The 24,156-nt window shown below is 72.7% G+C and carries 19 protein-coding genes, 1 tRNA gene and 2 pseudogenes; 12 read left to right on the plus strand and 10 right to left on the minus strand.

What is annotated here, in order from left to right; all coding sequences use genetic code 11:
• Nucleotides 1-34 precede the first annotated feature (34 nt).
• The 3 genes from ACFY7E_RS19875 (at nt 35) to ACFY7E_RS19885 (ending at nt 2,451) form a co-directional block, all read left to right on the plus strand.
• Nucleotides 35-790, plus strand: coding sequence for a DeoR/GlpR family DNA-binding transcription regulator (locus ACFY7E_RS19875; RefSeq protein ID WP_389486583.1), 756 nt, complete (start codon nt 35-37; stop codon nt 788-790).
• 343 nt (nt 791-1,133) lie between these two features.
• Nucleotides 1,134-1,954 (plus strand): IS5 family transposase gene (locus ACFY7E_RS19880; RefSeq protein WP_389486585.1). Its coding sequence is split into 2 segments (ribosomal slippage): nt 1,134-1,473 and nt 1,473-1,954, totalling 822 coding nucleotides; the frame shifts between segments, so codons are not numbered across the junction.
• Between the two features lie 5 nt (nt 1,955-1,959).
• The gene (locus tag ACFY7E_RS19885; RefSeq protein ID WP_389486587.1) at nt 1,960-2,451 is read left to right on the plus strand and encodes an STAS domain-containing protein; all 492 of its coding nucleotides are present in this window, start codon (nt 1,960-1,962) and stop codon (nt 2,449-2,451) included.
• A 215-nt stretch (nt 2,452-2,666) separates the two neighbouring features.
• On the opposite strand, the gene mfd is transcribed toward ACFY7E_RS19885, so the two are convergent.
• A complete protein-coding gene (gene mfd, locus ACFY7E_RS19890; RefSeq protein ID WP_389486589.1) occupies nt 2,667-6,200 on the minus strand; it encodes a transcription-repair coupling factor in 3,534 nt (1,177 codons plus the stop codon).
• A gap of 243 nt (nt 6,201-6,443) precedes the next feature.
• Between mfd and ACFY7E_RS19895 the strand changes: the two genes are divergently transcribed.
• Both ACFY7E_RS19895 and ACFY7E_RS19900 read left to right on the plus strand, forming a co-directional pair.
• Nucleotides 6,444-6,722 carry a type II toxin-antitoxin system Phd/YefM family antitoxin gene (locus ACFY7E_RS19895; protein ID WP_389486591.1) on the plus strand — a complete coding sequence of 93 codons (279 nt, stop codon included), beginning with the start codon at nt 6,444-6,446 and terminating at the stop codon, nt 6,720-6,722.
• Nucleotides 6,719-7,093, plus strand: coding sequence for a type II toxin-antitoxin system VapC family toxin (locus tag ACFY7E_RS19900; protein ID WP_389486593.1), 375 nt, complete (start codon nt 6,719-6,721; stop codon nt 7,091-7,093). The genes ACFY7E_RS19895 and ACFY7E_RS19900 overlap by 4 nt, the downstream gene beginning before the upstream one ends.
• Before the next feature lie 57 nt (nt 7,094-7,150).
• Here the strand turns inward: ACFY7E_RS19900 and ACFY7E_RS19905 are convergent, their stop codons facing one another.
• Together ACFY7E_RS19905 and ACFY7E_RS19910 are read right to left on the minus strand one after the other, a co-directional pair.
• Entirely contained in the window at nt 7,151-9,721 is a 2,571-nt protein-coding gene (locus ACFY7E_RS19905; RefSeq protein ID WP_389486595.1) for an ABC transporter permease, read from the minus strand.
• Nucleotides 9,718-10,506 carry an ABC transporter ATP-binding protein gene (locus ACFY7E_RS19910; protein WP_383444238.1) on the minus strand — a complete coding sequence of 263 codons (789 nt, stop codon included), beginning with the start codon at nt 10,504-10,506 and terminating at the stop codon, nt 9,718-9,720. Before ACFY7E_RS19910 ends, ACFY7E_RS19905 begins: the two co-directional genes overlap by 4 nt.
• Nucleotides 10,507-10,699: 193 nt before the next feature.
• Here ACFY7E_RS19910 and ACFY7E_RS19915 point away from each other — a divergent pair, with 193 nt between their 5' ends.
• The gene (locus tag ACFY7E_RS19915) at nt 10,700-12,235 is read left to right on the plus strand and encodes an MFS transporter (protein ID WP_389486598.1); all 1,536 of its coding nucleotides are present in this window, start codon (nt 10,700-10,702) and stop codon (nt 12,233-12,235) included.
• A gap of 22 nt (nt 12,236-12,257) precedes the next feature.
• Here the strand turns inward: ACFY7E_RS19915 and ACFY7E_RS19920 are convergent, their stop codons facing one another.
• Entirely contained in the window at nt 12,258-12,446 is a 189-nt protein-coding gene (locus ACFY7E_RS19920) for a DUF397 domain-containing protein (protein WP_389486600.1), read from the minus strand.
• Nucleotides 12,443-12,912: pseudogene (locus ACFY7E_RS19925) on the minus strand (Scr1 family TA system antitoxin-like transcriptional regulator); the annotation flags it as partial. The gene ACFY7E_RS19920 and the pseudogene ACFY7E_RS19925, both read right to left, overlap by 4 nt.
• Nucleotides 12,913-13,097: 185 nt before the next feature.
• Here ACFY7E_RS19925 and ACFY7E_RS19930 point away from each other — a divergent pair.
• Nucleotides 13,098-13,232, plus strand: a pseudogene (locus ACFY7E_RS19930) (ATP-binding protein); the annotation flags it as partial.
• A gap of 137 nt (nt 13,233-13,369) precedes the next feature.
• Here the strand turns inward: ACFY7E_RS19930 and ACFY7E_RS19935 are convergent.
• The 4 genes from ACFY7E_RS19935 to ACFY7E_RS19950 all read right to left on the minus strand — a co-directional run bounded on the left by ACFY7E_RS19935 (nt 13,370) and on the right by ACFY7E_RS19950 (nt 18,707).
• Nucleotides 13,370-13,750 carry a VOC family protein gene (locus tag ACFY7E_RS19935; RefSeq protein WP_389486602.1) on the minus strand — a complete coding sequence of 127 codons (381 nt, stop codon included), beginning with the start codon at nt 13,748-13,750 and terminating at the stop codon, nt 13,370-13,372.
• A 258-nt stretch (nt 13,751-14,008) separates the two neighbouring features.
• Nucleotides 14,009-14,905, minus strand: a complete 897-nt coding sequence (locus ACFY7E_RS19940; protein ID WP_389486604.1) for a cellulose-binding protein — start codon at nt 14,903-14,905, stop codon at nt 14,009-14,011.
• Nucleotides 14,906-15,064: 159 nt separating this feature from the next.
• Nucleotides 15,065-17,701 (minus strand): SUKH-4 family immunity protein, encoded by a 2,637-nt coding sequence (locus ACFY7E_RS19945; protein WP_389486605.1) that lies wholly within the window; start codon nt 17,699-17,701, stop codon nt 15,065-15,067.
• Nucleotides 17,702-17,708: 7 nt separating this feature from the next.
• Nucleotides 17,709-18,707 (minus strand): SMI1/KNR4 family protein, encoded by a 999-nt coding sequence (locus ACFY7E_RS19950; protein ID WP_389486607.1) that lies wholly within the window; start codon nt 18,705-18,707, stop codon nt 17,709-17,711.
• Nucleotides 18,708-18,979: 272 nt separating this feature from the next.
• Between ACFY7E_RS19950 and ACFY7E_RS19955 the strand changes: the two genes are divergently transcribed.
• Together ACFY7E_RS19955 and ACFY7E_RS19960 are read left to right on the plus strand one after the other, a co-directional pair.
• A complete protein-coding gene (locus tag ACFY7E_RS19955) occupies nt 18,980-19,492 on the plus strand; it encodes a YwqJ-related putative deaminase (RefSeq protein ID WP_383444220.1) in 513 nt (170 codons plus the stop codon).
• Nucleotides 19,493-19,502: 10 nt separating this feature from the next.
• Nucleotides 19,503-19,991, plus strand: coding sequence for an SUKH-3 domain-containing protein (locus ACFY7E_RS19960; protein WP_389486609.1), 489 nt, complete (start codon nt 19,503-19,505; stop codon nt 19,989-19,991).
• Between the two features lie 61 nt (nt 19,992-20,052).
• Here the strand turns inward: ACFY7E_RS19960 and ACFY7E_RS19965 are convergent, their stop codons facing one another.
• The gene (locus ACFY7E_RS19965) at nt 20,053-21,360 is read right to left on the minus strand and encodes a sensor histidine kinase (protein WP_389486611.1); all 1,308 of its coding nucleotides are present in this window, start codon (nt 21,358-21,360) and stop codon (nt 20,053-20,055) included.
• 129 nt (nt 21,361-21,489) lie between these two features.
• On the opposite strand from ACFY7E_RS19965, the gene ACFY7E_RS19970 reads away from it, so the two are divergent.
• From ACFY7E_RS19970 to glmU, 3 genes are all read left to right on the plus strand, one after another.
• Nucleotides 21,490-22,362, plus strand: a complete 873-nt coding sequence (locus ACFY7E_RS19970) for a hypothetical protein (RefSeq protein ID WP_389486614.1) — start codon at nt 21,490-21,492, stop codon at nt 22,360-22,362.
• Nucleotides 22,363-22,373: 11 nt separating this feature from the next.
• Nucleotides 22,374-22,444: transfer RNA gene (locus ACFY7E_RS19975), tRNA-Gln, on the plus strand.
• Nucleotides 22,445-22,607: 163 nt separating this feature from the next.
• Nucleotides 22,608-24,041 carry a bifunctional UDP-N-acetylglucosamine diphosphorylase/glucosamine-1-phosphate N-acetyltransferase GlmU gene (glmU, locus tag ACFY7E_RS19980; RefSeq protein ID WP_389486616.1) on the plus strand — a complete coding sequence of 478 codons (1,434 nt, stop codon included), beginning with the start codon at nt 22,608-22,610 and terminating at the stop codon, nt 24,039-24,041.
• The last annotated feature ends 115 nt before the right edge of the window (nt 24,042-24,156 follow it).

Raw genomic sequence — 24,156 nt, forward strand, 5'->3', positions numbered from 1 at the left:
ATGCAGAATCGTGCAAGAACAGGAAGGAACGTGAATGCTGGCTGCTGAACGACGCAGGCACCTGCTCGATCTGCTCGCCCGCACGGGAAAGATCGTGGCCAAGGATGTCGCCGCCGAACTGGGCCTTTCCGAGGACAGCGTGCGGCGTGACCTTCGCGATCTCGCCGCCGAGGGGTTGTGCCAAAGGGTGTACGGTGGCGCGCTGCCCGCGTCTCCCGCAGTCGTGGACTACGACGCCCGGCAGACGGTGGCCCCGGACGGCAAGCGGAAGGTCGCCGCGACGGCCGCCGGCCTGGTGCGGCCCGGGGGCGTGGTGATCCTCGACGGCGGCACCACCGCCCTCGCCGTGGCGCGGGCGCTCCCGAAAGACCTCGCCTGCACGGTGATCACCCACAGCCCGACGATCGCCACGGCTCTGATCGACCACCCGCGGGCGGAGCTCTTCCTCCTCGGGGGGCGTGTCTTCAAGCACTCGGCGGTCACCTGCGGCGCCGCCGCGGTCGAGGCCGCGCAGAACGTCTCCGCCGATCTGTGCCTGCTCGGCGTCACCGGCGTCCACCCCGAGACCGGACTGACCACGGGGGACGCCGAGGAGGCGGCGATGAAGCGTGCCCTGTCCGCGCGGGCCGCAGACACCTACATCCTCGCCTCCTGCGAGAAGATCGGTACGGCCTCGCCGTACCGCGTCCTGCCGTGGGAGAAGATCACCGGACTGATCACCGACGCCGATCCTCACGACACGGTCATCGAGCAACTCAAGACACTCGGCGTGGAGGTCCTCGTAGCCTAACGAGAGCCGAACCCGGAATCTCGGACCGGCAGGAGCGCCCTCTGAGGTGCTGAGCCCGTAGCGAATCGAACAATCTCCACGCGCAGTGCCTCCCGAAGTGGTGAACATCTGCTGTCCGTTTTGAGGTTCTGGCACAACTTCCGTGCTGAGTGACGCCTCGTTACGGCTGAACATCGAAGAGAGCAATGGAAGGGGGTGGCGGGGCAAGCACTGCGCGAAGGCGCGTCAGTATGGCTCGCCACTGTTTCCAGTCCTCCGGGTCGACCCAGTTCAACTGATCGTTTCAGAATGAGTTCGGCGTAGGGGCTTGGCAGTCGGGTCGGGCGGCGGCAGAGTGGTGCGGGTGTCGGACGGTCTTGTGCCTGATGGCCTGTGGGAACGTATCGCCCCGCTGCTGCCGTCCCGGCCTCCGCGACGCCACCGATATCCGGGGCGCCTGCCGGCGGACGACCGTGTGGCTCTGCGGGGCATCGTTTACGTGCTGCGCAAGAACGTGAGCCGGAGAGACATACCCGCCGAGCTGACCGGCTGCAGCGGGGTGACCGCCTGGCGGCGGTTGCGGGACTGGACAGAGACCGGCGTCTGGCCCCGCCTGCACGAAGTCCTTCTGGCCGAGCTGCGCAAGGCAGGCCTGCCGGACATGGACGACTGCGCGATCGACGGCTCGCACGTCCGGGCCCTGAAAGGGGGGCTCACACCGGATCTTCGCCGGTCGACCGCGCGCGGCCGGGCAGCAAGCACCACCTGATCGTCGACCGCCACGGCACACCCCTGGCCGTCTCGCTGACAGGTGGAAACCGGCACGATGTCACGCAGCTGAAGCCCCTGCCGGATGCGATCCCCCGCATCCGCGGAGTGCGCGGGCGGCCGCGGCACCGGCCGGGCCGGCTGTTCGCCGACCGCGGCTACGACTACGACAAGTACCGGCGCATCCTGCGGGCTCGCGGCATCAAACCTGTGATCGCCCGACGCGGCGTCCCACACGGCTCAGGACTGGGCAAGACCCGCTGGGTCGTCGAGCGGACCTTCGCCTGGCTCCACCAGTTCAAACGCTTGCGCATCCGCTACGAGATACGCGCCGACCTCCACCTGGGACTGCTCCAACTCGCCTGCAGCATCATCTGCTTGCGACGCCTACGAACCTCATTTCGAAACGATCAGTGAGTCTGATGCGCGACAGTGAGATCCAGGAGATCGAACGCGGGGCTCTGACCACCCACTTCGGGTCACCCACCATCACCTCCCGCAAGATCAAACGCGACCCTTCCCAGCCCGAGCTGTTCTGGTGGGTCATCGAGCCGGTCGCCGAAGCCCTCGCCGTCGCCGAGCGGCTGTCCGTAGCGCACCGCATGGTCGACGGCATCCGCGTCGTGACTTTGCACGGGGAGATCGATCACACCGCCAAGGACACCCTGGCCGACGTCCTGATTCCCCAGGACGAGGCGGCGGCGCCCAGGGTCGTGGCGGACCTGGAGGGCGTGAGCTTCATGGACTCCAGCGGCATCAACGCCTTCATCCTCGCCCACCAGTACCTGACCGCCGCACACGGCTGGCTGCGCATCGCCGGCGCCCAGGAAGCCGTCCAGCGCGTCCTGCACCTGATCGGCGTCGACCCCGTCATCGACTGCCACCCCACCGTCGAACAGGCCCTGAACACCTGACACAGCAGCACACCGCGAAACACCAGACAGGGGCGGGGGGGGCCGGGGGCCCCCGCGGGCGGCCCCCGGGGGGGGGCCGCCGGGGGGGGGGGGGGGGGGGGGGGGGCGGGCGGGGGGGGGGGGGGGGGGGGGGGGGGGGGGGGGGGGGGGGGGGGGGGGGGGCGGGGGGGGGGGGGGGGGGCGCCCCCCCCCCCCCCCCCCCCCCCCCCCGCGCCTCACGACCCGAGGATCGTCGTCAGGAACTCCCCCGTCCACGCGAGGAGTTCGCGGCCCACCACCGGCTTGCCGCCGATCTTGCCCGTCGTCGGGCGCGGGACCAGGATCTGGTGGACGGCCGGCTTGACGACCGTGCGCGGGTGGAGGCGCTTGAGGCGCAGCTCCTGGGACTCGCGCAGCTCCACCGGGGCGAAGCGGACGTTCGGGCCCTGGAGGACGATCTCGCCGACCCCGCAGGCGCGGGCCAGCATCCGCAGGCCCGCCACCAGGAGCAGGTTCTCCACCGGCTCGGGCAGCTTGCCGTAGCGGTCGGTCAGCTCCTCCCGTACGGCCCTGATGTCCTCCTCCGAGTTGGCGGAGGCGATGGCCCGGTAGGCCTGGAGGCGCAACCGCTCGCCCGGCGCGTAGTCGTGCGGCACGTGCGCGTCGACCGGCAGCTCGATCTTGACCTCCAGGGGCGGCTCCTCCTCCGCGCCGCCGTCGAGCGAGGCCCGGTAGTCGGCCACGGCCTCGCCGACCATCCGCACGTACAGGTCGAAGCCGACGCCTGCGATGTGGCCGGACTGCTCGCCGCCGAGCAGATTGCCCGCGCCCCGGATCTCCAGGTCCTTCATGGCCACGTACATGCCCGCGCCCATCTCGGTGTGCTGGGCGATCGTCGCGAGCCGCTCGTGCGCGGTCTCCGTCAGCGGCTTCTCCGGCGGGTACAGGAAGTACGCGTATCCGCGCTCGCGGCCACGCCCGACCCGGCCGCGCAGCTGGTGGAGCTGCGACAACCCGAAGTTGTCGCCGCGCTCGACGATGAGGGTGTTGGCGTTGGAGATGTCGATGCCGGACTCCACGATCGTCGTGGAGACGAGCACGTCGAACTTCTTCTCCCAGAAGTCGACCACGACCTGTTCCAGGGCCTGTTCCGACATCTGGCCGTGGGCCGTCGCGATCCGCGCCTCGGGCACGATCTCGCGCAGCCGGGCCGCCGCCCGGTCGATGGAGTCGACCCGGTTGTGGATGTAGAAGACCTGGCCCTCGCGCAGGAGTTCGCGCCGGATCGCGGCGCCGATCTGCTTCTCCTCGTACGGGCCGACGAAGGTGAGGACCGGGTGGCGCTCCTCCGGCGGGGTGGTGATCGTGGACATCTCGCGGATGCCGGTGACCGCCATCTCCAGCGTGCGGGGGATGGGGGTGGCGGACATGGTGAGCACGTCGACGTTGGCCCGGAGCTTCTTGAGCTGCTCCTTGTGCTCGACGCCGAACCGCTGCTCCTCGTCCACGACGACCAGGCCGAGGTCCTTGAACTTCGTCTCGGAGGAGAAGAGGCGGTGGGTGCCGATGACGATGTCCACCGAGCCGTCGCGCAGCCCCTCCAGGGTCGCCTTCGACTCGCTCTCCGTCTGGAAGCGGGACAGTGCCCGCACCTTCACCGGGAACTGCGAGTACCGCTCGGAGAAGGTCCCGAAGTGCTGCTGCACGAGCAGCGTCGTCGGGACGAGGACCGCGACCTGCTTGCCGTCCTGGACGGCCTTGAAGGCGGCCCGCACCGCGATCTCCGTCTTGCCGTAGCCGACGTCGCCGCAGATCAGGCGGTCCATGGGGACGGTCTTCTCCATGTCCTCCTTCACCTCGGCGATGGTGGACAGCTGGTCGGGCGTCTCCACGTACGGGAAGGCGTCCTCCAGTTCGCGCTGCCAGGGGGTGTCGGGGGCGAAGGCGTGGCCGGGGGCCGCCATCCGCGCCGAGTACAGCTTGATCAGGTCGGCGGCGATCTCCTTGACGGCCTTCTTGGCGCGCGCCTTCGTCTTCGTCCAGTCCGCGCCGCCGAGCCGGTGCAGGGTCGGCGCCTCGCCGCCCACGTACTTGGTGACCTGTTCGAGCTGGTCGGTCGGGATGTAGAGCCGGTCGCCGGGCTGGCCGCGCTTCGCGGGCGCGTACTCCACGAGCAGGTACTCGCGGGTGGCGCCCTGCACGGTCCGCTGGACCATCTCGACGTACCGGCCGACGCCGTGCTGCTCGTGCACGATGTAGTCGCCGACCTCCAGGGTCAGCGGGTCGATCGTCTTGCGCCGCTTGGCGGGCATCCGCTGCCCGTCCTTGCCGGCCGCCTTCTGCCCGGACAGGTCGGTCTCGGTGAGGACGGCCAGCTTGAGGCCGGGGTCGACGAAGCCGTGGTCGATGGAGCCGCAGGCCACGTGGACGACCGAGGGCGCGATCCCGGTGAGGTCGGAGTCGAGGCGGGCGGCGATGCCCTCGCCGCCGAGGACCTCGACCGTGCGGGAGGCGGGGCCGTGGGCCTCGGTCACGTAGACCGTGCGCCAGCCGTCGGCCAGCCAGCCCTTGGTGTCGGCGAGCGCGCGGGCGGTGTCGCCCCGGTACGACTCGGGGGCGTGCATGCCGAGGGCGAGGACGTCGCCGTCCGCGTCGGCCTCGTCGGCGGCGAACGGCGACACCGACCACCAGGGCATGCCCAGCTCGCGGGCCCGGTCCCGGACGTCCGCGATGCCCCGCAGGGAGGCGGCGCCGACGTCGATCGGGGCCTCCCCGCCGCCGGCGGTCGCCGCCCACGAGGCCTGGAGGAACTCCTGGCTGGTGGCGACGAGGTCCGCCGCCCGGGTCCGGACCCGCTCGGGGTCGCAGACCACGGCCATGGCGCCCTCGGGCAGCACGTCGAGCAGCAGCTCCATGTCGTCGACGAGGACCGGCGCGAGGGACTCCATGCCCTCGACCGCGATCCCCTCCGCGATCTTGTTGAGCAGCTCGCCCAGCTCCGGGTGCTCCTCGGCGAGGGCCGCCGCCCGTTCCCGTACGGAGTCGGTGAGGAGCAGCTCGCGGCAGGGCGGCGCCCACAGGCCGTGCTCGGCGACCTCCAGGGACCGCTGGTCGGCCACCTTGAAGTAGCGGATCTCCTCGACGTCGTCGCCCCAGAACTCGATCCGGAGCGGGTGCTCCTCGGTGGGCGGGAAGACGTCCAGGATGCCGCCGCGCACGGCGAACTCGCCGCGCTTCTCGACCAGCTCGACCCGGGAGTACGCGGCGGCCGCCAGGCCCGCCACGACCTCGTTCAGATCGGCCGTCTGCCCCGACCGCAGCGCCACCGGCTCCAGGTCGCCCAGACCCTTGACCTGCGGCTGGAGCACCGAGCGGACGGGCGCGACGACCACGCTGACGGGACCGGCCGCCGGGTCGTCGTCGCGCGGGTGCGCGAGGCGGCGCAGCACGGCGAGACGGCGGCCGACGGTGTCGGAGCGGGGCGAGAGGCGCTCGTGCGGCAGGGTCTCCCAGGAGGGGTACTCGGCGACCGTGTCGGGGTCGAGGAGCGAGCGCAGCGCGGCGGCCAGGTCCTCGGCCTCCCGGCCGGTCGCGGTCACCGCGAGGACCGGGCGCCCCGAGTCCCGGGCGAGCGCGGCCACGGCGAACGGGCGCGCGGCGGCGGGGCCGACCAGGTCCACGTGGGGCCGGTTCCCGTCGGCGGCGGCCTTCACCGCCTCGGCGAGGGCGGCGTCCTTGACGACGGCGTCGAGCAGACCGTGCAGGCTCATGGGGTTTTTCCATCCCGGGACTGGAGGTGCGGACAACGCGAACGGCCCGACACGTCGCACGGGCCGGGTGGTCCCGGACGCGTCCGGCCCGGGCGTTCCCAGCCTACGACGTGCCACTGTCACTCGCCCGAAGGAACCCGGCCACTCGGGAGAGTGAAGCGGCTGGTTCGCGGGCGGCTTGTACGACTAAGATTAGTCCAGCACTTAGTCCACCCTTGCTCCACCTAGCTGTGAGAGGCCGCGATGGAAGCAGCCCGGCAGTACACCCGGCAGTACAACGTCCACGAGGCGAAGACCCACTTCTCCAAGATCCTGGAGGCGGTCGCGACCGGCGAGGAGGTGATCATCAGCAAGTCCGGGGAACCGGTCGCGAAGGTGATCCCCCTCCGGGGGAAGGTCCGGCGCACCGCCCGGGGCTCCCTCACCGCGCCCGTCGTCCTCCACGACGACTTCGACGACCTCTCCGACGACCCCGGCTTCGCCGAGGCCTTCGGGCTCGACGCGGAAGGCACCACGGAGTGAAGCTGCTCGTCGACACGCACGTCGTCCTCTGGTGGCTGCTGGACTCCCCACAGCTCTCCGACGACGTCAAGGACCTGCTCGACACGGAGGAGCACGCGTACGTCAGCGCCGTCACCCCGTGGGAGCTCTCCGTCAAGCAGGCCCTCGGCAAGCTAGACGGACCGGCCGAACTGCCGGAACTGGCCCGCGACTGCCAGCTCAGGCCGCTCCCCGTCACCGCCGAACACGGCATCCGCGCCGGCAGGCTCCCGCCCCACCACCGCGACCCCTTCGACCGGATGCTGATCGCCCAGGCGCAGACCGAGGGGCTCACGCTCGTCACCCGGGACAAGCACATCCCCCGGTACGACGTGCCCGTGCTCACGGTCTGAGCAGCCGTACGGCCCCGGTGCGCGCGCACCGGGGCCGTACTCGTCCCTCCGGACGGGTCACTCGCTCGCGATCGCGTTCAGGACGTTCATGCGTCCCGCCCGGAACGCCGGGACCAGGGCCGCGAAGAGGCCCACGAAGGCCGAGGCGACGAAGACGGTGAGGATCGTCGGCCAGGGGATGTCCAGGACGCCGAGGCCCTCCAGGGCCAGGAGCTTCTGGGCGGCGGTGCCCCAGCCCATGCCCAGGCCGAGGCCGAGGAGCGCGCCGAAGAGGGCGATGACCACGGACTCCAGGCGGATCATGCGGCGCAGCTGGCGGCGGGAGAGACCGACGGCCCGCATGAGGCCGATCTCGCGGGTCCGCTCGACCACCGACAGGGCCAGGGTGTTCACGACGCCGAGGACCGCGACGACGATCGCCAGGGCGAGGAGCCCGTACACGATGTTGAGCAGCTGCCCGACCTGGTCCCGGAGCTCCTCCTTGTAGTCGGCCTGGTTGCTGACCTTGTACTGCGGGTAGGGCGCGAGCGCGTCCTTGAGCGCCTGGTACGCCCGCGTCTCCTGGCCGTCCTTCGCGCCGGCGAGCAGCAGCAGGCTGTGCGGCATCCGGTCGGCGGGCAGGTACCGGGCGGCGGTGGCGACGTCGGTGTACATCACGCCGTTGTCGACGTTCCCCTGGTCGGAGGTGATCGCCGCGACCTTCAGCCTCGCCGGCTTCCCGCCCTCGAAGGCGACGGTCAGGACGTCGCCGACCTTCACGCCGTGCGCGGTGGCGTAGTCGCTGCCGACGGACATGGCGCCCGGCCCGTAGGCGTCCGCGAGCCGCCCGGCGGTGGTCTCCCGGCGCAGGTCCCCCGGGTACGTCGGGTCGGCGGCGGCCAGGCCCTCTTCGGTCTTCTTCCCGCGCGGGTCGGTGACGGTGACGTCGAGCCACCTGTACTCGGTGACGTGGTCGATGCCGGGGGCCTTCTCCAGGGCGGCCTGCGCCTGCGGCACGATCGGCTGCCCGGTGCCGGACTGCACGATGAAGTCGGCGCCGACGGAGCGGTCCAGCTCCTCGGTGGCGGAGGCCACCATGGAGGAGCCGACCACCGACAGGCAGGCGACGAGCGCGAGGCCGATCATGAGGGCGGCGCCGGTGGCGCCGGTGCGGCGCGGGTTGCGCAGGGCGTTGCGCTCGGCCATCCGGCCGACGGGTCCGAAGACCCGCAGGACGACGACGCCGAGGACGCGGACGACCCCGCCGGCGAGGAGCGGGCCGACGACGACGAAGCCGAGCAGGGAGAGGACGACGCCGAGGCCGAGCCAGGCGGAGCCGGGGGCGGCCTCCTCGGCGCGGGCGGCGGCCACGAGGGCGGCGGCTCCGGCGGCGGTGAGGGCGAGGCCGATCCCGCCCCGGACCCGGCCCGCCCTTCCGTCGGCGGGGGTGCCCGCGTCGCGCAGGGCGGCCATCGGGGAGATCTTCCCGGCGCGGCGGGCCGGGACGTAGGCGGCGAGGACGGTGACGACGACGCCGAGGACGACGCCGACGACCGGGGTCGTCCACTTCACGGTGAGGTCGCCGGTGGAGAGCTCCATGCCCACGGCGGACATCAGCTTCATCAGGCCGACGGCGAGGCCGACGCCCGCCGCGACGCCGGCGGCCGAGCCGGCCAGGCCGAGGAGCAGCGCCTCGATCAGGACGGAGCGGTTGACCTGCCCGCGGCTCGATCCGACGGCCCGCATGAGGCCGATCTCGCGGGTGCGCTGGGCGACCAGCATGGAGAAGGTGTTGACGATGAGGAAGACGCCGACGAGGAAGGCGATCCCGGCGAAGCCGAGCATGGCGTACTTCATGACGTCGAGGAACCCGGCGAGTTCCGCGCGGCCCGCGTCGGCGGCCTCGGCGGCGGTCTGGAGCTCGTAGCCGTCGCCGAGGGCGGCGGCGATGCCCGCCTTGAGGGCGTCGTCGCTCACGCCGGGCGCGGCGTCGGCCGTGATCTGTGTGAACAGGCCTTCCCCGCCGAGCAGTTCGCGCTGGGCGGTGGCGGTGTCGAAGTAGACGAGGGTGGCGCCGGGGTTGGTGACCTTGAAGTCGGCGATGCCGGAGATCTTCGCGGTGAAGTCGCCGGTGACGGAGATGGTCCGCAGCTCGTCGCCGAGCTTCAGGCCGTGCTTCTCGGCGGTGGCGCCGTCCACGACGACGTCGGTGGGGCCGCGCGGCTCGTGGCCGGAGACGATCTCCACCGAACGCAGTTCGTTCGGGGTCCAGTTGACGGCGATCGTCGGGGCGCCGCCGGTGGGTCCGACGTTCTCGTTCCTCGCGTCGACGACGGTGACGCTCAGGGAGGTGACCGCGCCCCGCACGTTCCGGGCGCCCTCCGCCTCCGCGACCTTCTCCAGGAGCGCGGCGGGGAGGGTCTCGGGACGGCCGGTCTGCGGGGTCTCGTCGTCGGACGCGCCCTTCGGGCTGACGGTGACGTCGGAGGCGGTGGTGGCGAAGAGCTTGTCGAACGTCGTGTTCATCGTGTCCGTGAAGACCAGGGTGCCCGAGATGAACGCGACGGAGAGCAGGACGGCGACGGCGGAGAGCGCCATGCGGCCCTTGTGCGCGAGGAAGTTGCGCAGGGAGGTCTTGAGGACGCTCATGAGGTCCGCCCGCGCGCGTCGAAGTCCTTCATGCGGTCCAGGACGGCCTCGGCGGTGGGCCGCTCCATCTCGTCCACGATCTTCCCGTCGGCGAGGTAGAGGACGCGGTCGGCGTAGGAGGCGGCGACCGGGTCGTGGGTGACCATGACGATGGTCTGCCCCAGCTCGTCCACCGACGTGCGCAGGAAGCCGAGGACCTCGGCGCCGGCCCGCGAGTCGAGGTTCCCGGTCGGCTCGTCCCCGAAGATGATCTCGGGCCGGGCGGCGAGCGCGCGGGCCACGGCCACGCGCTGCTGCTGACCGCCGGAGAGCTCGTTCGGCCGGTGCTTCAGCCGCTCGGACAGACCGACGGTGTCCACGACCCGGCGCAGCCAGTCGGCGTCCGGCCGGCGGCCCGCGATGTCCATCGGGAGCGTGATGTTCTCGATCGCGCTCAGGGTCGGCAGCAGGTTGAACGCCTGGAAGACGAAGCCGATCCGGTCCCGGCGGAGCTGGGTGAGCTTCTTGTCCTTGAGACCGGTGATCTCGGTCTCGTCCAGGAAGATCTGCCCGCTGGTGACGGTGTCGAGCCCGGCGAGGCAGTGCATCAAGGTGGACTTGCCGGAGCCCGAGGGCCCCATGATCGCGGTGAACCGGCCGCGGGCGATGTCCACGTCGACGGAGTCGAGGGCGACGACCCGGGTCTCCCCGGAGCCGTACGCCTTCACGACCTGCCGCGCCCGCGCGACGACGGCCGTAGCCCCTCCAGTACCCCCGTGCCTGGGGGTGGTCACAGCCGTCGTCACTTTTCTCTCCTCGGAGCGATGGGCGGGTTCGTAAGTTCAAGTTAAGGAACGGGAAGGGGAGTTCTCCTCCTCCGCCGGTACGAACGGCCCCTGGCCCGTATGGGGGAGAAACCCCTAGGGGCTTCTCCACCCGGGGTCGGGGTGGCACGCTGTCACCCGGAATTTAGGTGTACGAAGAAAGGAAGGGCGTACGGTGACCGAGCCGTCGACGACACGGGCCGGGACCGGCCCCGCCCCCGCCTCCGCACCCGCGCGCCGGGGACCCGTCGTCGCCGCGCTCATGCTCGGGATGGGGCTCGCCGCCATCGACGGCACGATCGTGTCCACGGCCGTCCCGCAGATCGTCGGCGACCTCGGCGGACTCGCCGTCTTCTCCTGGCTGTTCTCCGGCTACCTGCTCGCCGTCACCGTCACCCTCCCCGTCTACGGGAAGCTCAGCGACACCTTCGGCCGCAAACCGGTCCTCGTCGCCGGGATCGTCCTCTTCCTGATCGGCTCCCTGCTGTGCGCGTCCGCCTGGAACATGGCGTCCCTCATCGCCTTCCGGGTCGTCCAGGGCCTCGGCGGCGGCGCGCTCCAGGGCACGGTCCAGACGATCGCCGCCGACCTGTACCCGCTGAAGGAACGCCCGAAGATCCAGGCGAGACTGTCCTCCGTCTGGGCCGCCTCCGCCGTCGCGGGCCCGGCCGCCGGCGGCCTCCTCGCGGGCTACGCCGACTGGCGCTGGATCTTCCTGATCAACCTGCCGATCGGCCTCGTCGCCCTGTGGCTGGTCTGCCGCCACCTGGTCGAACCGGAGCGGACCGCGCCACGCGCGCGCGTACGGATCGACTGGGCCGGCGCGCTCTGCGTCTTCACCACCGGCGTCCTGCTGCTCACCGCGCTCGTCCAGGGCGGCGTCGCCTGGCCCTGGCTCTCGGCGCCCTCCCTCGGACTCCTCGGCGGGGCCGCCGCCCTCGGCGCCGTGACCGTCCTGGTCGAGCGGCGCGCCGCCGAGCCGATCATCCCCGGCTGGGTCTGGCGCCGCCGCACGATCGCCGCCGTCAACCTCGCGCTCGGGGCCCTCGGCCTGCTCATGGTCGCCCCGACCGTCTTCCTCCCCACGTACGCCCAGTCCGTCCTGGGCCTCGGCCCAATCGCGGCCGGGTTCGTCCTGTCGGTGATGACCCTGAGCTGGCCCGTCAGCGCGGCGCTCTCGAACCGGGTCTACACCCGCATCGGCTTCCGGCTCACCGCCGTCCTCGGCATCTCCGGCGCGCTGCTCGTCCTGCTCGCCTTCCCGCTCCTCCCGTTCCCCGGGGAACCCTGGCAGCCCGCCCTCCTGATGCTGCTGCTCGGCGCGGCCCTCGGCCTCTTCCAACTGCCGCTGATCGTCGGCGTCCAGTCGACCGTCCCGTACGGGGAGCGGGGCACGACCACCGCCTCCGTCCTCTTCTGCCGCCAGGTCGGCCAGAGCGTCGGCGCGGCCGTCTTCGGCGCCGTCGCCAACGGCGTCCTGGCGGCCCGCCTCGGAGGCGACGGCGACCTGGACGCCCTGGCCCGCGCCCTGGACTCCCCCGACTCCCTGCCACCCGCGACGACGGACCTCCTGCGGCGCGCGGTCGACGCGGCGGTGGACTACGTCTACCTGGGCGCGGCGGGAGCGGCGGCCCTGGCCCTCCTGGTCCTGCTCACCCTCGCGCCCCGCCGCTTCCCGGTGCTGGGGGAGGGGGCGGGGCGCGAGGAGTGACCCCGTACAAGCGGCGGTTGCACTACTCCGCAGAGGCGAGACCGACGAACCCGGCCCACGCGTCGTGCGAGACTCGGAGGGCCGGCCGGGCCACGTCCTTGGAGTCACGAACGTGCACGGCTCCCGCGCCGGCCGCGATCTCGACGCAGTCGCCGCCCTCGCCGCCGCTGTGGCTGCTCTTGAACCAGGCGAGGGCTTCCGTGTCGTTCATAGCTCTCCCGACAACTTCCCGATGAACTCAAGCGACTCTCGGGGGTTGAGGGCCTGTGCCCGGATGATCCCATAGCGGGCTGCGGCGAGAACGGCCTGCTTGGGGTCGGTCTCCAGGACACTGTTGCCCTGGGCCTCGGCATAGACGAACCTCTTGCCGTCCTCGCGAGTGATGACGGTGAACGGTCCGTCCACGCCCGCATTTTCCGCGCAGTCGAGGGGCACGACCTGGATTTCGACGTTCCCAGCAGCTCCATCGCCCGCTTCTCCAGCTGCGCCATGCCTTGGAAGAACGGCGGATACTGCGCCTTCTCCGACTGTTCCTTCCACACCGCCAGCAGCCCACCCGCGTTCAGCACCTCGTCCGAGCGGTCGATCGCGCGCGGTGGCGGGATCCTCCGGCCCTGCTCGAACGACGCGATCGTGGAGGCCGAGTAGCCCGGCCGTTTGCCGAACTCCTCCCGTTCCGTCCTCTTGCTGCTCGCCCTACTTCGGCGACAGGATCTTCAGCCTGCAATTCACGTCCACCACCCGGGGCGCCCGGCTCGCGCGGCGGCTCGCCGGGGTGCGATGGGACGAGTGGGGCGTGCCGTACGGGACGGAGGCGCACGAGGCCGTCGTCCTGGTCGCCGCCGAACCGGCGGCGAACGCGGTGCGGCACGGGCACGTGCCGGGGCGGGACTTCCACCTGCTGCTGCGGATCACGGAGAACCCCCGGCCCCTCGCCCGGATCGAGGTCGGCGACACCCGCTCCGAGCGCGTACCGCCCCGGCCCGGACAGCTCCCCGGCCGCGGTCCGGAACTCGCGGACGGGGGCCGGGGGCTGCTGCTCGTCGACGGGCTCGCCGCCCGCCGGGGCCGGTGCCCGAGCTCCTGGCACCGGGGAAGACGGTGTGGGCGGAGTGCGTCCTCGCCTGAGGGTCCTCACGCGGTACGTGGAATCGTCAGGCAGAAGGGATGGCCGGCCGGGTCCAGGAGGACCCGCCAGCGGTCGGGCCGGGGCTGGTCGGCGAGGACGGTCGCGCCCAGGGCGACGAGCCGGGCCTCCGCCTCGTCGAAGTCGTCGACGTCGAAGTCCAGGTGTAGTTGCTGCGGTACGTCCTGACCGGGCCAGGACGGGGGCCGATAGCCCTCGACCCGCTGGAAGCCGAGGAAGAGCCCGGACCCGGCGGGCCCCCGGGAGAGGCCCGCGAACTCGGCGGTCGAACGGTCGTGGAGCGGCAGACCGGTGGCCCGGTGGTAGAAGTCGGCCAGGGCGAGGGGGTCGGCGCAGTCGAGGGTGACGGCCGTCAGCTTCATGATCATGGGTGGGAAGCTAAACGGGCGGGACGGTGCCGCGCGACGCGATTTCCCTTCCGGCGGGGCGAGTTGCCCACTGTCGCCCGGCCGGGGCCGGTTACGAGTCCGGGTCCTCGCCGGGGCAGGTACGCCCGGAGCCGGCCGCCCGGTTACGAGTCCGGGGCCGGGTCCTTCGCCGAGGCGGGTACGCCCGGAGCCGGCCGCCCGACCCGCCGGCTCCGGACCCGGCCCTTCCGCCCAGGCAGAGCCGGCCGCTTCCGGTGCCTACTCCTGGCCCCGCTCCCGCTCCGGCTCCGGCTCCGGTGTCGGCCCCCGGCCCGTCAGGGCCGCGAGGGAGTCGCGGATGTGCTCCATGTGGGAGTGCATCTCGTCCCGCGCCTCCTCGTGCTCCCGCAGGATCCGCTCCGTCGCGCGCTCGATCCGCTCGGCCTCCAGACGGGCCTGGGTGAGCAGCTCCGACGCCTTCGCGTCCGCGTCCTCCTGGCCGTGCCGGGCCTGCTCCTCGGTCTCCGACAGGGCCCGGCGGGCCTCCGCGAGACGGGCCTCCGCGCGACCGAACAGCTCCTCGTGGCGCGCGTCGAGTTCGGCCGCCCGCGCCTCCTCCTCGCGCTCGGCCTCCTCCCGTACCGCCTTCTGCTCGGCCTCCTGCGCCGCCAGGAGTTCCGCCGCGCGCCGCTCGGTCTCCTCGAAGGCCTCCCGGGCCGCCGACCGCAGCTCCTCCGCCTCGCGGTCCACCTCCGTCGCCAGCTCCCCGGCCCGTCCCCGGGCCGTCTCCAGGGTCGCGCGGGCCTTCGCCTCCGCCGCCTCGCGGACGCCCTCCGCGTACGCCCGCGCCGACTCCGCCGCCTCCCGGGCCGCCGCGTCGGCCGCCTCGGCGAGGGCCTGCGCGTCGGCCTCGGCGGCGCGCACGAGCGCCTCGTCCTCCGCCTCGGCGAACTCCAGGATCTTCCGCGCCCGCTCGCCGAGCGACTCGTACCGCTGCGGCGGCAGCGCCTCGGCGGTCTCCCGGAGCCGTACGAGCTCCGCCTCCCGCTCCGCCACGAGAGCGGTGAGCCACGCCTCCCGCTCGTGGGCGCCGTCGCCCTCGTCGGAGAGCACGGCGAGGAAGCGGTCGACCTGCTCGGGGCGGTAACCCCGTCCCCGCCCGACAGCGAAACTCATCCCTGGCGTCCCTTCCCTCTGGCCCGAACTTCCAGGATGCGCCATGAGAACGGACAAAAGACGCCCAACGTGTACACACGCCGAGCGCCTTTCGTCACATTCAGTCCCACCATAGTCCGGACGGAGTCGGAGCCGGGTCGGATCCGGGTCAGATCCGGGTCAGAGCAGGCCGTCCCACATCTGCTCCAGGAGCACCGACCACCAGTTCTCCGGCGACGCGAGCGCCGCCGGGTCCAGCATCGCCAGCTGCGCCTGGAAGTCCACCGTCCAGCGGCCCGCCTGCTCCGGATTGAGCCCGAACCGCAGCCGCCACATCCGGCCGAGCAGCGCCATCGAGCGCGTGAACTCCGGAAGCCCGGTGTTCACGAACTGCGGCGGCACCGACTGCCCGCCCGGACCGGCCTCCACCGGCACCGCCACGATGTGCGCGGTCCCGTACTGGACGCAGATCGCCCGCCCGAAGTCCGAACCGAGCACCAGGTACGAGCTCGCGTCCGGCGCGGCCGGAACCTGCCGCTGCGCCGCCAGCTCGGCCAGTGTCGGCACCACCGGCACCGCCGGCTGCGCCCAGAAGAACGGACCGAAGTCCGCCGGCAGACCCGCCCACACCAGCGTGCGCGCCACCAGCTCCGGCACGCCCTGCCGCGACACCGCCCGCTGGTCGAAGCGGAGGACGCCCGGACCGAACGCCCCGGCCAGCTCCTGCGCGACCGCCTCCGGCGGGACCGGCGGTGCCGGCTGCACCGGCGGCAGCGGCGCCCGCACCGGGGCCGGCCGCGCCGGACCGTCCGCGACCTGGTGCAACTCGCCCTGATGGGTCAGCAGTTGACGCATCCCCTGCTGCCGGCCCGCGTGGTCACGGCCGTACGGGGCGATGCTGGTGATCCGCGCCTGCGGCCACGTCTCCCGGATCATCCGCGCGCAGTAACCACCCGGCAGCTCGCACGACGCCAGTTCCGTGTGCAGTTCGAGCACCTGCTGCGGCGGCACGTTCATCGCCCGCAGCTCGTGCAGGATCTGCCACTCCGGGTGCGGGGTGCCGGGCGCCGAACGCCGGATGATCTGCGCCTCGGAACCGTCCGGCGCCCGGTAGCGCAGCACCGCCTGATAGCCCGGACCGACCGTCGGCTGCCCCGGCGGCTGCTGCGGATACCCGTACGCGGGCGGCGGCGTGTGCCCGCCGTGCACCGGCGGCGCCGGGGCGGGCGGGGGCGGCGGACCCGCCGGACCACCGGGACCCGGGTGCGCCAGCATCGTCGCGGCGTGCGCGACACCGCCCGGAGGCGTACCGGGCACGCCCGGCGGCGGCGGGGGCGGCGGAGGCGCGCCCGGACCGGGCTGCGCCAGCATCGTCGCCGCGTGGTGCACGGGCTGCGGCGGCGTCACCGGACCCGGCGGCGCGGGCGGCGGCCCGGGAGGACCGGGCGGACCCGGCCGCACGGGCGGCTGCGGCGGCTGCGGGCCGTCGGGCCCGAGCTGCGACACCAGCTGCGTCGGGATGTACGCGTTGCCGCCCGACGACGCCCCCGGCACGCCCGGGGCGCTCGGCGGGGGCGGCGGACCGGCCGGACCGCGCCCGCTCTTCGGCGGCGGCGTGGCCTTGCTCGTCGCGGCGTCCGCGATGTCCCCGGCCCCGCCACCGGCACCCGGGGGCGCGGACGGCGGAGGCGGCGGGGCGCCGGGGCCGGGCGGGACCGGCGGGGTCGCCGGGGTGACGCCCGGCGGGGCCGGCGCGGCCGGGTCGAGCCGGGGCGCGACGGCGGTCGGCGGCAGCGCGCTGCCCCCCTTCATCAGGGCCGTCGGCGCGTCGGCACCCACCACCGGCGGCGGGGCGTCCTCGTCGTCCGTCCCCGACAGCGGCGGCGCGAAGACGGTCGCGGGCAGCGGCACCGCCCCGTCCGCACCCCCGGAACTCGCGTTCGCGTCCACCCACGGGCTGCCCACGGACCCGGGAGCGGGCGGCGCGGCGGGACCCGGCGGGGCCGCCGGAGCCGCCGGGACGCCGTCCATCGCGGTCGGCTCGTAGGCGTCGTCGGAGGCGGCGCCGGACGCCGGGGCACCCGTGGCCCCGGAGGCCTCCGACGAGGACGAGGGCGAGGACGAGAAGGAGGGGGACGAGGGCGAGGACACCGACGCCGACTCGGACGCGGAATCCACCGAGGACGCGGAATCCACCGAGGCCTCGGACGACACCGCCGACGCCCCGGAGGACACAGAAGCCCCGGAGGAAGCGGAAGCCCCCGGGAACACAGGGGAAGCGAAGGAGCCCGAAGACGCCGAGGAACCCGAAGACGCCGACGACGCCTCCGACACCGACGGCACCGGACCCGTCCCGCCCGCCCCCTCCACCACGTCCGACACGTCGTCCACCGGACCCGACGCGCTCGCGCTCTCCTGCGAGGCGTGCGCCTCCTCCCGCGGCAGCCCGACCTTGTCCGCCGCGTCCTGCAACCACTCCGGCGGAGTCAGCAGGAACGACGTCTGGTTCAGATCGATCCGCGCCGCCGGCACCGCCGCCTGCGCCGGCACCTCCTCCGCGGACCCGTACTCCTCCTCGTACCGCCGGATCACCTCGCCCACCGGCAGCCCCGGCCACAGCGTCGCCTCACCGCTGTCCCGCGCGATCACGAGCCGCTGGCGCCCGCCGTCCGACGTCGGACCGCCCTCGCGGTCCTCCGCCCACACCACGAACCCCGACTCGAACTCCCGCACCCGCACCTCACGGTGCTGATAGCCCGGCAGATCGCCGTTGATCCACTCCTCGGCGCGCTCCTGCGCCTGCGCGAACGTCACCACAGCCAGCTCACTCCCCCACCGGGACCACGGGCACGGCGCGCGCGAAGCCGCCGTCCACCATCAGGTTCGCCACCGTCTCCAGCTCCGGCGGATTGCCCGCGAGCCGCTGGAGGAACGCGTCGAAGTCCGCGCCGCAGGGCAGCAGCAGCCGCTCCACCCGCTCGTCCACCGACCAGCCCGCCGCCACCTCACCGGCGTCCCGCGCGTCGTCGTACGCGCAGAACCACACCGAACCGACCGCGGCACCCCGCACCTTCAGGGCGATCAGACCGCCCTGCACGAACGCGACGCCCAGATAGTCCTTCGTCAGATGGTCGCGCAGGCACTTGTTCACGTACACGAGGTCGTTGATCCCGGCCTCCTCCCGCACCGTGAAGAACGGCTGGTCCACCAGGAGCCCCAGCTCCGCGTCCAGCGCCACCCCCACCGGGGCGCACCCGCCCGCCGCCCTCAGGAACGAGCGGTACGCCCCCGGAAGCCGGTAGCCCAGGTCCTCCTCGACGCCCTGGAGCTGCTGCTCCGACACCGACACCCGGCCCTTCGGCAGCCCGAAGTGCGCCGGCCGCGTCTCCTGCAACGGACGCGTGCCCCGCTTCGTCTGGTCGACGGCCGCCGTCGCCACCCCGCCGTGGTGCCGCAGCAACGCCTTCACCTCGACCGGCACCAGCTCCATCCGGCGACCGTGCGCCACGTGGTGCCAGGTCCAGCCGTGCGGCGTCGCCACCGCCGGAATCGTGTCCCACAGCTCGTGACCGGTCGCGGCCATCGCCGCGTTCGCCGACACGTAGTCCGTGAGCCGCAGCTCGTCGACGCCGAAACCCTCCGGCGGATCCGCGATCTCCGCCGCCGCGCGCGCGTACGGCGAGAAGTCCGGGTAGCCGCGCCCGTCCACCCGCACCCCCCTGGGGTGCCGGGAAGCACGGACCGGATCCGGAAAGTGCACGACCTGCCCGGCGTAGGCCGCGTTCGGTGGCGCGGTGTCCTGGCCGAGCCGACCTGTCGTCATGGCGGTTGCCCCCTGCATGGCGTCGCTGACTGCTGCTACCGACAGCCGGACCGCTGACCGCCGCCGACTGATGCCGCACAGCCTATGCGCTGCCACAAGAGGCCGAACCGGCCCGATCCGGCGGTGACCAAACGTCACGACCCCATGACAGACACACCATGATTCCGACACACCGAAAGCGCGTTACGCCGCCCCAGCTTCCCCATGTGGCTCCCTGTTTGGCAGGCTGTCCACGCAACTCGGGGGAATTGCAGGAGGGGAAGACCAGCACCATGCACGCAGCACCGACGCCCACACAGGGTGACCCACGCCTCAACTGGAGCAGCAGCGCCGAGGCCGGCCGCGCCCCCTTACTGCGTCACCGCCGCGACGGAATCCTCCCCACCGTGGGCGCCGCCCTCTCCGTACGCGGCGAGACCCTCACCGGCACCGCGGGCCGCGGCGACCGCCCGCCCGCCCTGCACCCGCTCGTCCAGGACTTCCTGGACACCCTCACCAGCGGCCAGCGGGAACGGTTCACCGGACGGTGTCCCGAGGCCATCCTGCTCTCCCGGCACCTCGCCGCCGCCGAGAGCGGACGCTCCCGACGCGCCCAGCGCAAACCGCTCACCCACGGAGAGGCCCGCCGCTCCCTCAAGCACGCCAAGCTCACCGCACGGCACATCCGCGAGGACGGCGACCCGCTGCACGGAAGCTACGCACCGCCCTGCCGCTCCTGCACGGCGATGCTCGCCCACTTCGGCGTCCGCGCCGTCGACCCCACCACACCCGTCGAGAACGGCTGACCCCACCCCCATGCCCGACCACAGCACCACCCGGTTCCCGGTCAACGTCGACGCCGCCCTCCGCGAGGCCGGCTGGCAGCCCGGCCGCTGGGACATCGAACGCGCCGAGGAATGGGCCGACGCCCTGCGCGCCCACGTCTCCCCCGCCGGCCACCGGCACAGCGTCTTCCCCGCCGTCGTCGAGGCCTGGGCCGAATTCGGCGGCCTGCGCGTCACCGCCCCCGGCCACGGCCGGCAGATAGCGCCCGCCGCCGTCCGCTTCGACCCCCTCGCCGGCCTCCACCTCTCCCGCACCCTCGCCGACCTCGGCCGCGCCCTGGAGACCGAACTCGCCCCCCTCGGCGAGGAGGGCGACCACCAGGCGGTCCTCGCCATGGACGCCGAAGGACGCGTCTACAGCCTCGACCACGCGGGCGACTGGTACCTCGGCAAGGACATCGACGCGGCCCTCTCCACCCTCGTCACCGGAGCCCGGCCGACACGCCTGACGACGGGGTAGGACGGACGGGGCAGGACGGACGAGGCAGGACGGACAGGACAGGACGTACGGGGCGGGACCCCTACGCCCCGTCGGAGGCGAGCGGCAGCACCGCCGACACCTTGAAACCACCCGCGTCCGTCGGACCGGACACGAACGCGCCGCCCAGCCGGGACACCCGCTCCCGCATCCCCACCAGCCCGTTCCCCCCGCTCGGCAGACCGACGCCGGAAGCCCCCGCGTCCGAGGGACACGGACCGTTCTCCACCTGCATCGCCACCTCCGACCCCCGGTGCGCCAGACGCACCACTACCTCGGCGCCCGCCGCGTGCTTGTGGACGTTGGTCAGCGCCTCCTGCACCACCCGGTACGCCGTACGCTCCACCTCCGCCGGATACGCGCGCACCTCGCCCCTCACCACCAGCTCCACGACCGTCCCCGCGAGCCGCGACTGCTCGCACAGCGCCTCCAGGGCGTCCAGGCACGGCCCGTCCTCCGCCGCGGCCTCCGCGGCGGCCGCGGCGGCCCGGCCGACCGCCGCCAGCGGCACCGGCGCCGGAGCGGACGGAACGGTCCCCTCCCGCAGCACACCCAGCATCTCCCGCAGCTCCGTCAGCGCCTGCCGGCCCATGTCACCGACGAGCGCCGCGTTCTTCACGGCCTTCTGCGGATCCTTCAGGGCCACCGCCTGGAGCGCGGCCGCGTGCACCACCATCAGCGACACCCGGTGCGCCACCACGTCGTGCATCTCGCGCGCGATCCGCGTCCGCTCCTCCTGCCGCGCCCACTGGGCCTGCTGCTCGGCCCGGTCCGCGAGGAGCGACAACTCCTGCTCCAGACTGTCCGCCCGCTCCCGCAGGCTCTCCATGAGCCGGCGGCGGGCCCCTATGTAGAGGCCGAGGAGCAGCGGCGGCGCGTTGAGCCCGAGGGTCAGCAGGAGCGCCATGCCCGGCACGTACCAGCTGCTCGTCCCCAGCTCGGCCCGGGCGATGTCCTGCCGCAGCGAGACCACCGTCACGACGAACACGGCCGTCGTCGACATCCCGGCGAGCACGACGGTGATCCGGCGCGGCACGTCGGAGGCGGCGAGCGTGTAGAGCCCGACGATCCCCATCAGGAAGCCCATCTCGGCGGGCGCGACGGCGATCGACACGAGGACGACGGCGATGGGCCAGCGCCGGCGCACGACGAGCACGGAGCCGACGAGCAGCCCGAACACCACGCCCAGGGGCACCGGCAGCGCGGCCTTCTCCGCGAACCCGACCCCTTCGAGCCCGCACTCGAGCGCGGACACGCCCCCCAGCCCCACGTCGAGAACGGCGCTCCGCCGTCTCCCCCACCACCGGCCCCCGACGCCCGCGGCGCCCCGATCTGCCCCCGTTACGGTCATGCCCACCACCCTACGGGCGCCCCCATGCCCGCCACGCCTCCCGTCAACGCTGCGCACACCAGTCCCTCGAACCGTTGAATCGCCAGAGTTTTCGACGCGGACGTCCGGATTCCGGACGAGGGTGTCCGTATGACAACCGCCACGGGCAAGTACGCGGACTTCGAGAACCTGCGCGAGCAGGCGATCGCGCTCCGCCGCGAAGGTCTCAGCCGCCGCCAGATCCGGGACCGCCTCCACGTCGACAACAACGACATCCTCAACCGCCTCCTGGAGGGCGAGCCCCCGCCGGAGTGGACCAAGCGCCCGAACGCCAAGGACGACCTACGGGCCCGTGCCCGCGAGCTGCGCCTGGAGGGCAGGACGTACGACCAGATCCAGGTCGAACTGGGCTGCTCGAAGAGCTCGATCTCCCTGTGGGTCCGGGACCTGCCGAAGCCGGAACGGAAGCGGACCCCGGAGGAGGCATCCGCGATCGCCCGACGGGGCTGGGAGGCGACCCTGCGACGGCGCGAGGAGGAACGGGAGGCCACCAAGCGCACGGCCGCCGAGGAGATCGGAGCCCTGTCGGAGCGGGAACTCTTCCTGCTGGGCGTGGGGCTCTACTGGGCGGAGGGCTCGAAGGACAAGCCGTACGACCGCCGGGAACGCGTGGTGTTCGTGAACAGCGACCCCGGCATGATCCGGGTCTTCACCGCCTGGCTCGACCTCCTCGGGGTCGGGCCCGAGCGCCGGAGGTACTGCGTGATGATCCACGAGACCGCCGACGCGGCCGAGGCCGAGCGGTACTGGGGCGATCTCGTCGGCGCCGCCCCCTCGGCTTTCAACAAGACGACCGTCAAGCGCCACAACCCCCGGACCAACCGGAAGAACATGGACGTCGGCTATCACGGCTGCCTCGTGATCCAAATCCTGGGGAACGTTGATCTGTACCGTCGCATCGAAGGTGCCTGGTGCGGCATAGTAGGGGCCGTCCCGGTTCCCTCGATCGGAAATCGGGCATAGCGGGCGAACTATCCCGGATCGTCTAAGGGCAGGACAAATGGTTTTGGTCCATTGAATGAGGGTTCGAATCCTTCTCCGGGAGCCCCCTGTCGCGGGTCCTGACCTCCAAGGTCAGGACCCGCGCTCATGTCCGCCCCCCGGCCCCCCGGTATCCTTCGTGCGTCCACCACCCAAAGCCGAAGGGCATTCCCGTGAGCGCCAACCTCCCCCAAGTTCTCGGCTTCGCTCGAACAGGGGAGGCCCCCTTGGCAGCCGTCGTCGTCCTCGCAGCGGGTGAGGGCACCCGCATGAAGTCGAAGACCCCCAAGGTCCTGCACGAGATCGCCGGGCGCTCGCTCGTCGGGCACGTCGTGTCCGCCGCGCGGGAGCTGGAGCCCGAGCACCTCGTCGTGGTCGTCGGGCACGCGCGGGAGCAGGTGCGGGGGCACCTGGAGGAGCACTACGCCGGCACCCGCACCGCCGTCCAGGAGGAGCAGAACGGCACCGGGCACGCGGTGCGGACGGCCCTGGAGGAGCTGGGCGAGGCGCCCGCGGGGACCGTCGTGGTCGTCTGCGGCGACACCCCGCTGCTCTCCGGCGGGACCCTGCGCGCCCTGGCGGACACCCACGCGGCCGACGGCAACGCCGTCACCGTGCTGAGCGCCGAGGTCCCCGACTCGACCGGGTACGGGCGGATCGTGCGGGACGCGGCGACCGGCGCCGTGACGGAGATCGTCGAGCACAAGGACGCCTCCGACGAGCAGCGCGCGATCAAGGAGATCAACTCCGGCGTCTTCGCGTTCGACGGGAAGCTGCTCGCCGAGGCCCTGGGCAAGGTGCGGACGGACAACAGCCAGGGCGAGGAGTACCTCACCGACGTGCTGTCGATCCTGCGCGAGGCGGGTCACCGGGTGGGCGCCTCCGTGGCCGCCGACCACCGCGAGATCCTGGGGATCAACAACCGGGTGCAGCTCGCCGAGGCCCGGGGGCTCCTGAACCGGCGGCTCCTGGAGCGCGCGATGCTGGCCGGCGTGACGGTCGTCGACCCGGCGTCGGTGTTCGTGGACGTGACGGTGACCTTCGAGCCGGACGCGGTGCTCCTGCCGGGTACGCAGCTGCTCGGCGCCACGCACGTCGGTGAGGACGCCGTGGTGGGCCCGAACACGCGCCTGAAGGACACGACGGTCGGCGCGGGGGCCCGGGTGGACAACACGGTGGCGGATTCGGCCACCGTCGGCGCGGGCGCCTCGGTGGGCCCGTACGCGTATCTGCGTCCGGGGACGAAGCTGGGCGCGAAGGCCAAGGCGGGCACGTACGTCGAGATGAAGAACGCGACGATCGGCGAGGGGACCAAGGTCCCGCACCTGTCGTACGTGGGCGACGCGACGATCGGCGAGTACACGAACATCGGCGCGGCGAGCGTCTTCGTGAACTACGACGGCGAGGCGAAGCACCACACCACGATCGGGTCCCACTGCAAGACGGGCTCGGACAACATGTTTGTGGCTCCTGTCACGATCGGGGACGGGGCCTACACGGCCGCCGGATCCGTGATCACGAAGGACGTGCCGGCCGGTGCTCTGGCCGTGGCCCGGGGCCAGCAGCGGAATATCGAGGGTTGGGTCGCCCGGAAGCGGCCCGGCAGCGCTGCCGCGCAGGCCGCTCAGGCCGGCGCGGAGGGATCTGTCGGCGAAAGCTGACCGGAAACAGGTGCGCCGAACTCGGCGTACCGTGATACGTGCACACAAATTCGGCTGGTTCGCTCACGCGCACGGGAGCGCGGGGATCGCGGCCAGGGAACACGTCTGAGGAGAC

The organism is Streptomyces sp. NPDC012825 (assembly GCF_042900925.1).
Taxonomy (GTDB): Bacteria; Actinomycetota; Actinomycetes; order Streptomycetales; family Streptomycetaceae; genus Streptomyces.

What these genes read in the sequence shown, in the direction of transcription:
- ACFY7E_RS19875 (WP_389486583.1), top strand. Translation starts at nt 35, where the DNA reads ATGCTGGCTGCTGAACGACGCAGGCACCTGCTCGATCTGCTCGCCCGC.
- ACFY7E_RS19885 (WP_389486587.1), top strand. Translation starts at nt 1,960, where the DNA reads ATGCGCGACAGTGAGATCCAGGAGATCGAACGCGGGGCTCTGACCACC.
- mfd (WP_389486589.1), bottom strand. Translation starts at nt 6,200, where the DNA reads ATGAGCCTGCACGGTCTGCTCGACGCCGTCGTCAAGGACGCCGCCCTC.
- ACFY7E_RS19895 (WP_389486591.1), top strand. Translation starts at nt 6,444, where the DNA reads ATGGAAGCAGCCCGGCAGTACACCCGGCAGTACAACGTCCACGAGGCG.
- ACFY7E_RS19905 (WP_389486595.1), bottom strand. Translation starts at nt 9,721, where the DNA reads ATGAGCGTCCTCAAGACCTCCCTGCGCAACTTCCTCGCGCACAAGGGC.
- ACFY7E_RS19920 (WP_389486600.1), bottom strand. Translation starts at nt 12,446, where the DNA reads ATGAACGACACGGAAGCCCTCGCCTGGTTCAAGAGCAGCCACAGCGGC.
- ACFY7E_RS19935 (WP_389486602.1), bottom strand. Translation starts at nt 13,750, where the DNA reads ATGATCATGAAGCTGACGGCCGTCACCCTCGACTGCGCCGACCCCCTC.
- ACFY7E_RS19940 (WP_389486604.1), bottom strand. Translation starts at nt 14,905, where the DNA reads ATGAGTTTCGCTGTCGGGCGGGGACGGGGTTACCGCCCCGAGCAGGTC.
- ACFY7E_RS19950 (WP_389486607.1), bottom strand. Translation starts at nt 18,707, where the DNA reads ATGACGACAGGTCGGCTCGGCCAGGACACCGCGCCACCGAACGCGGCC.
- ACFY7E_RS19955 (WP_383444220.1), top strand. Translation starts at nt 18,980, where the DNA reads ATGCACGCAGCACCGACGCCCACACAGGGTGACCCACGCCTCAACTGG.
- ACFY7E_RS19960 (WP_389486609.1), top strand. Translation starts at nt 19,503, where the DNA reads ATGCCCGACCACAGCACCACCCGGTTCCCGGTCAACGTCGACGCCGCC.
- ACFY7E_RS19965 (WP_389486611.1), bottom strand. Translation starts at nt 21,360, where the DNA reads ATGACCGTAACGGGGGCAGATCGGGGCGCCGCGGGCGTCGGGGGCCGG.
- ACFY7E_RS19970 (WP_389486614.1), top strand. Translation starts at nt 21,490, where the DNA reads ATGACAACCGCCACGGGCAAGTACGCGGACTTCGAGAACCTGCGCGAG.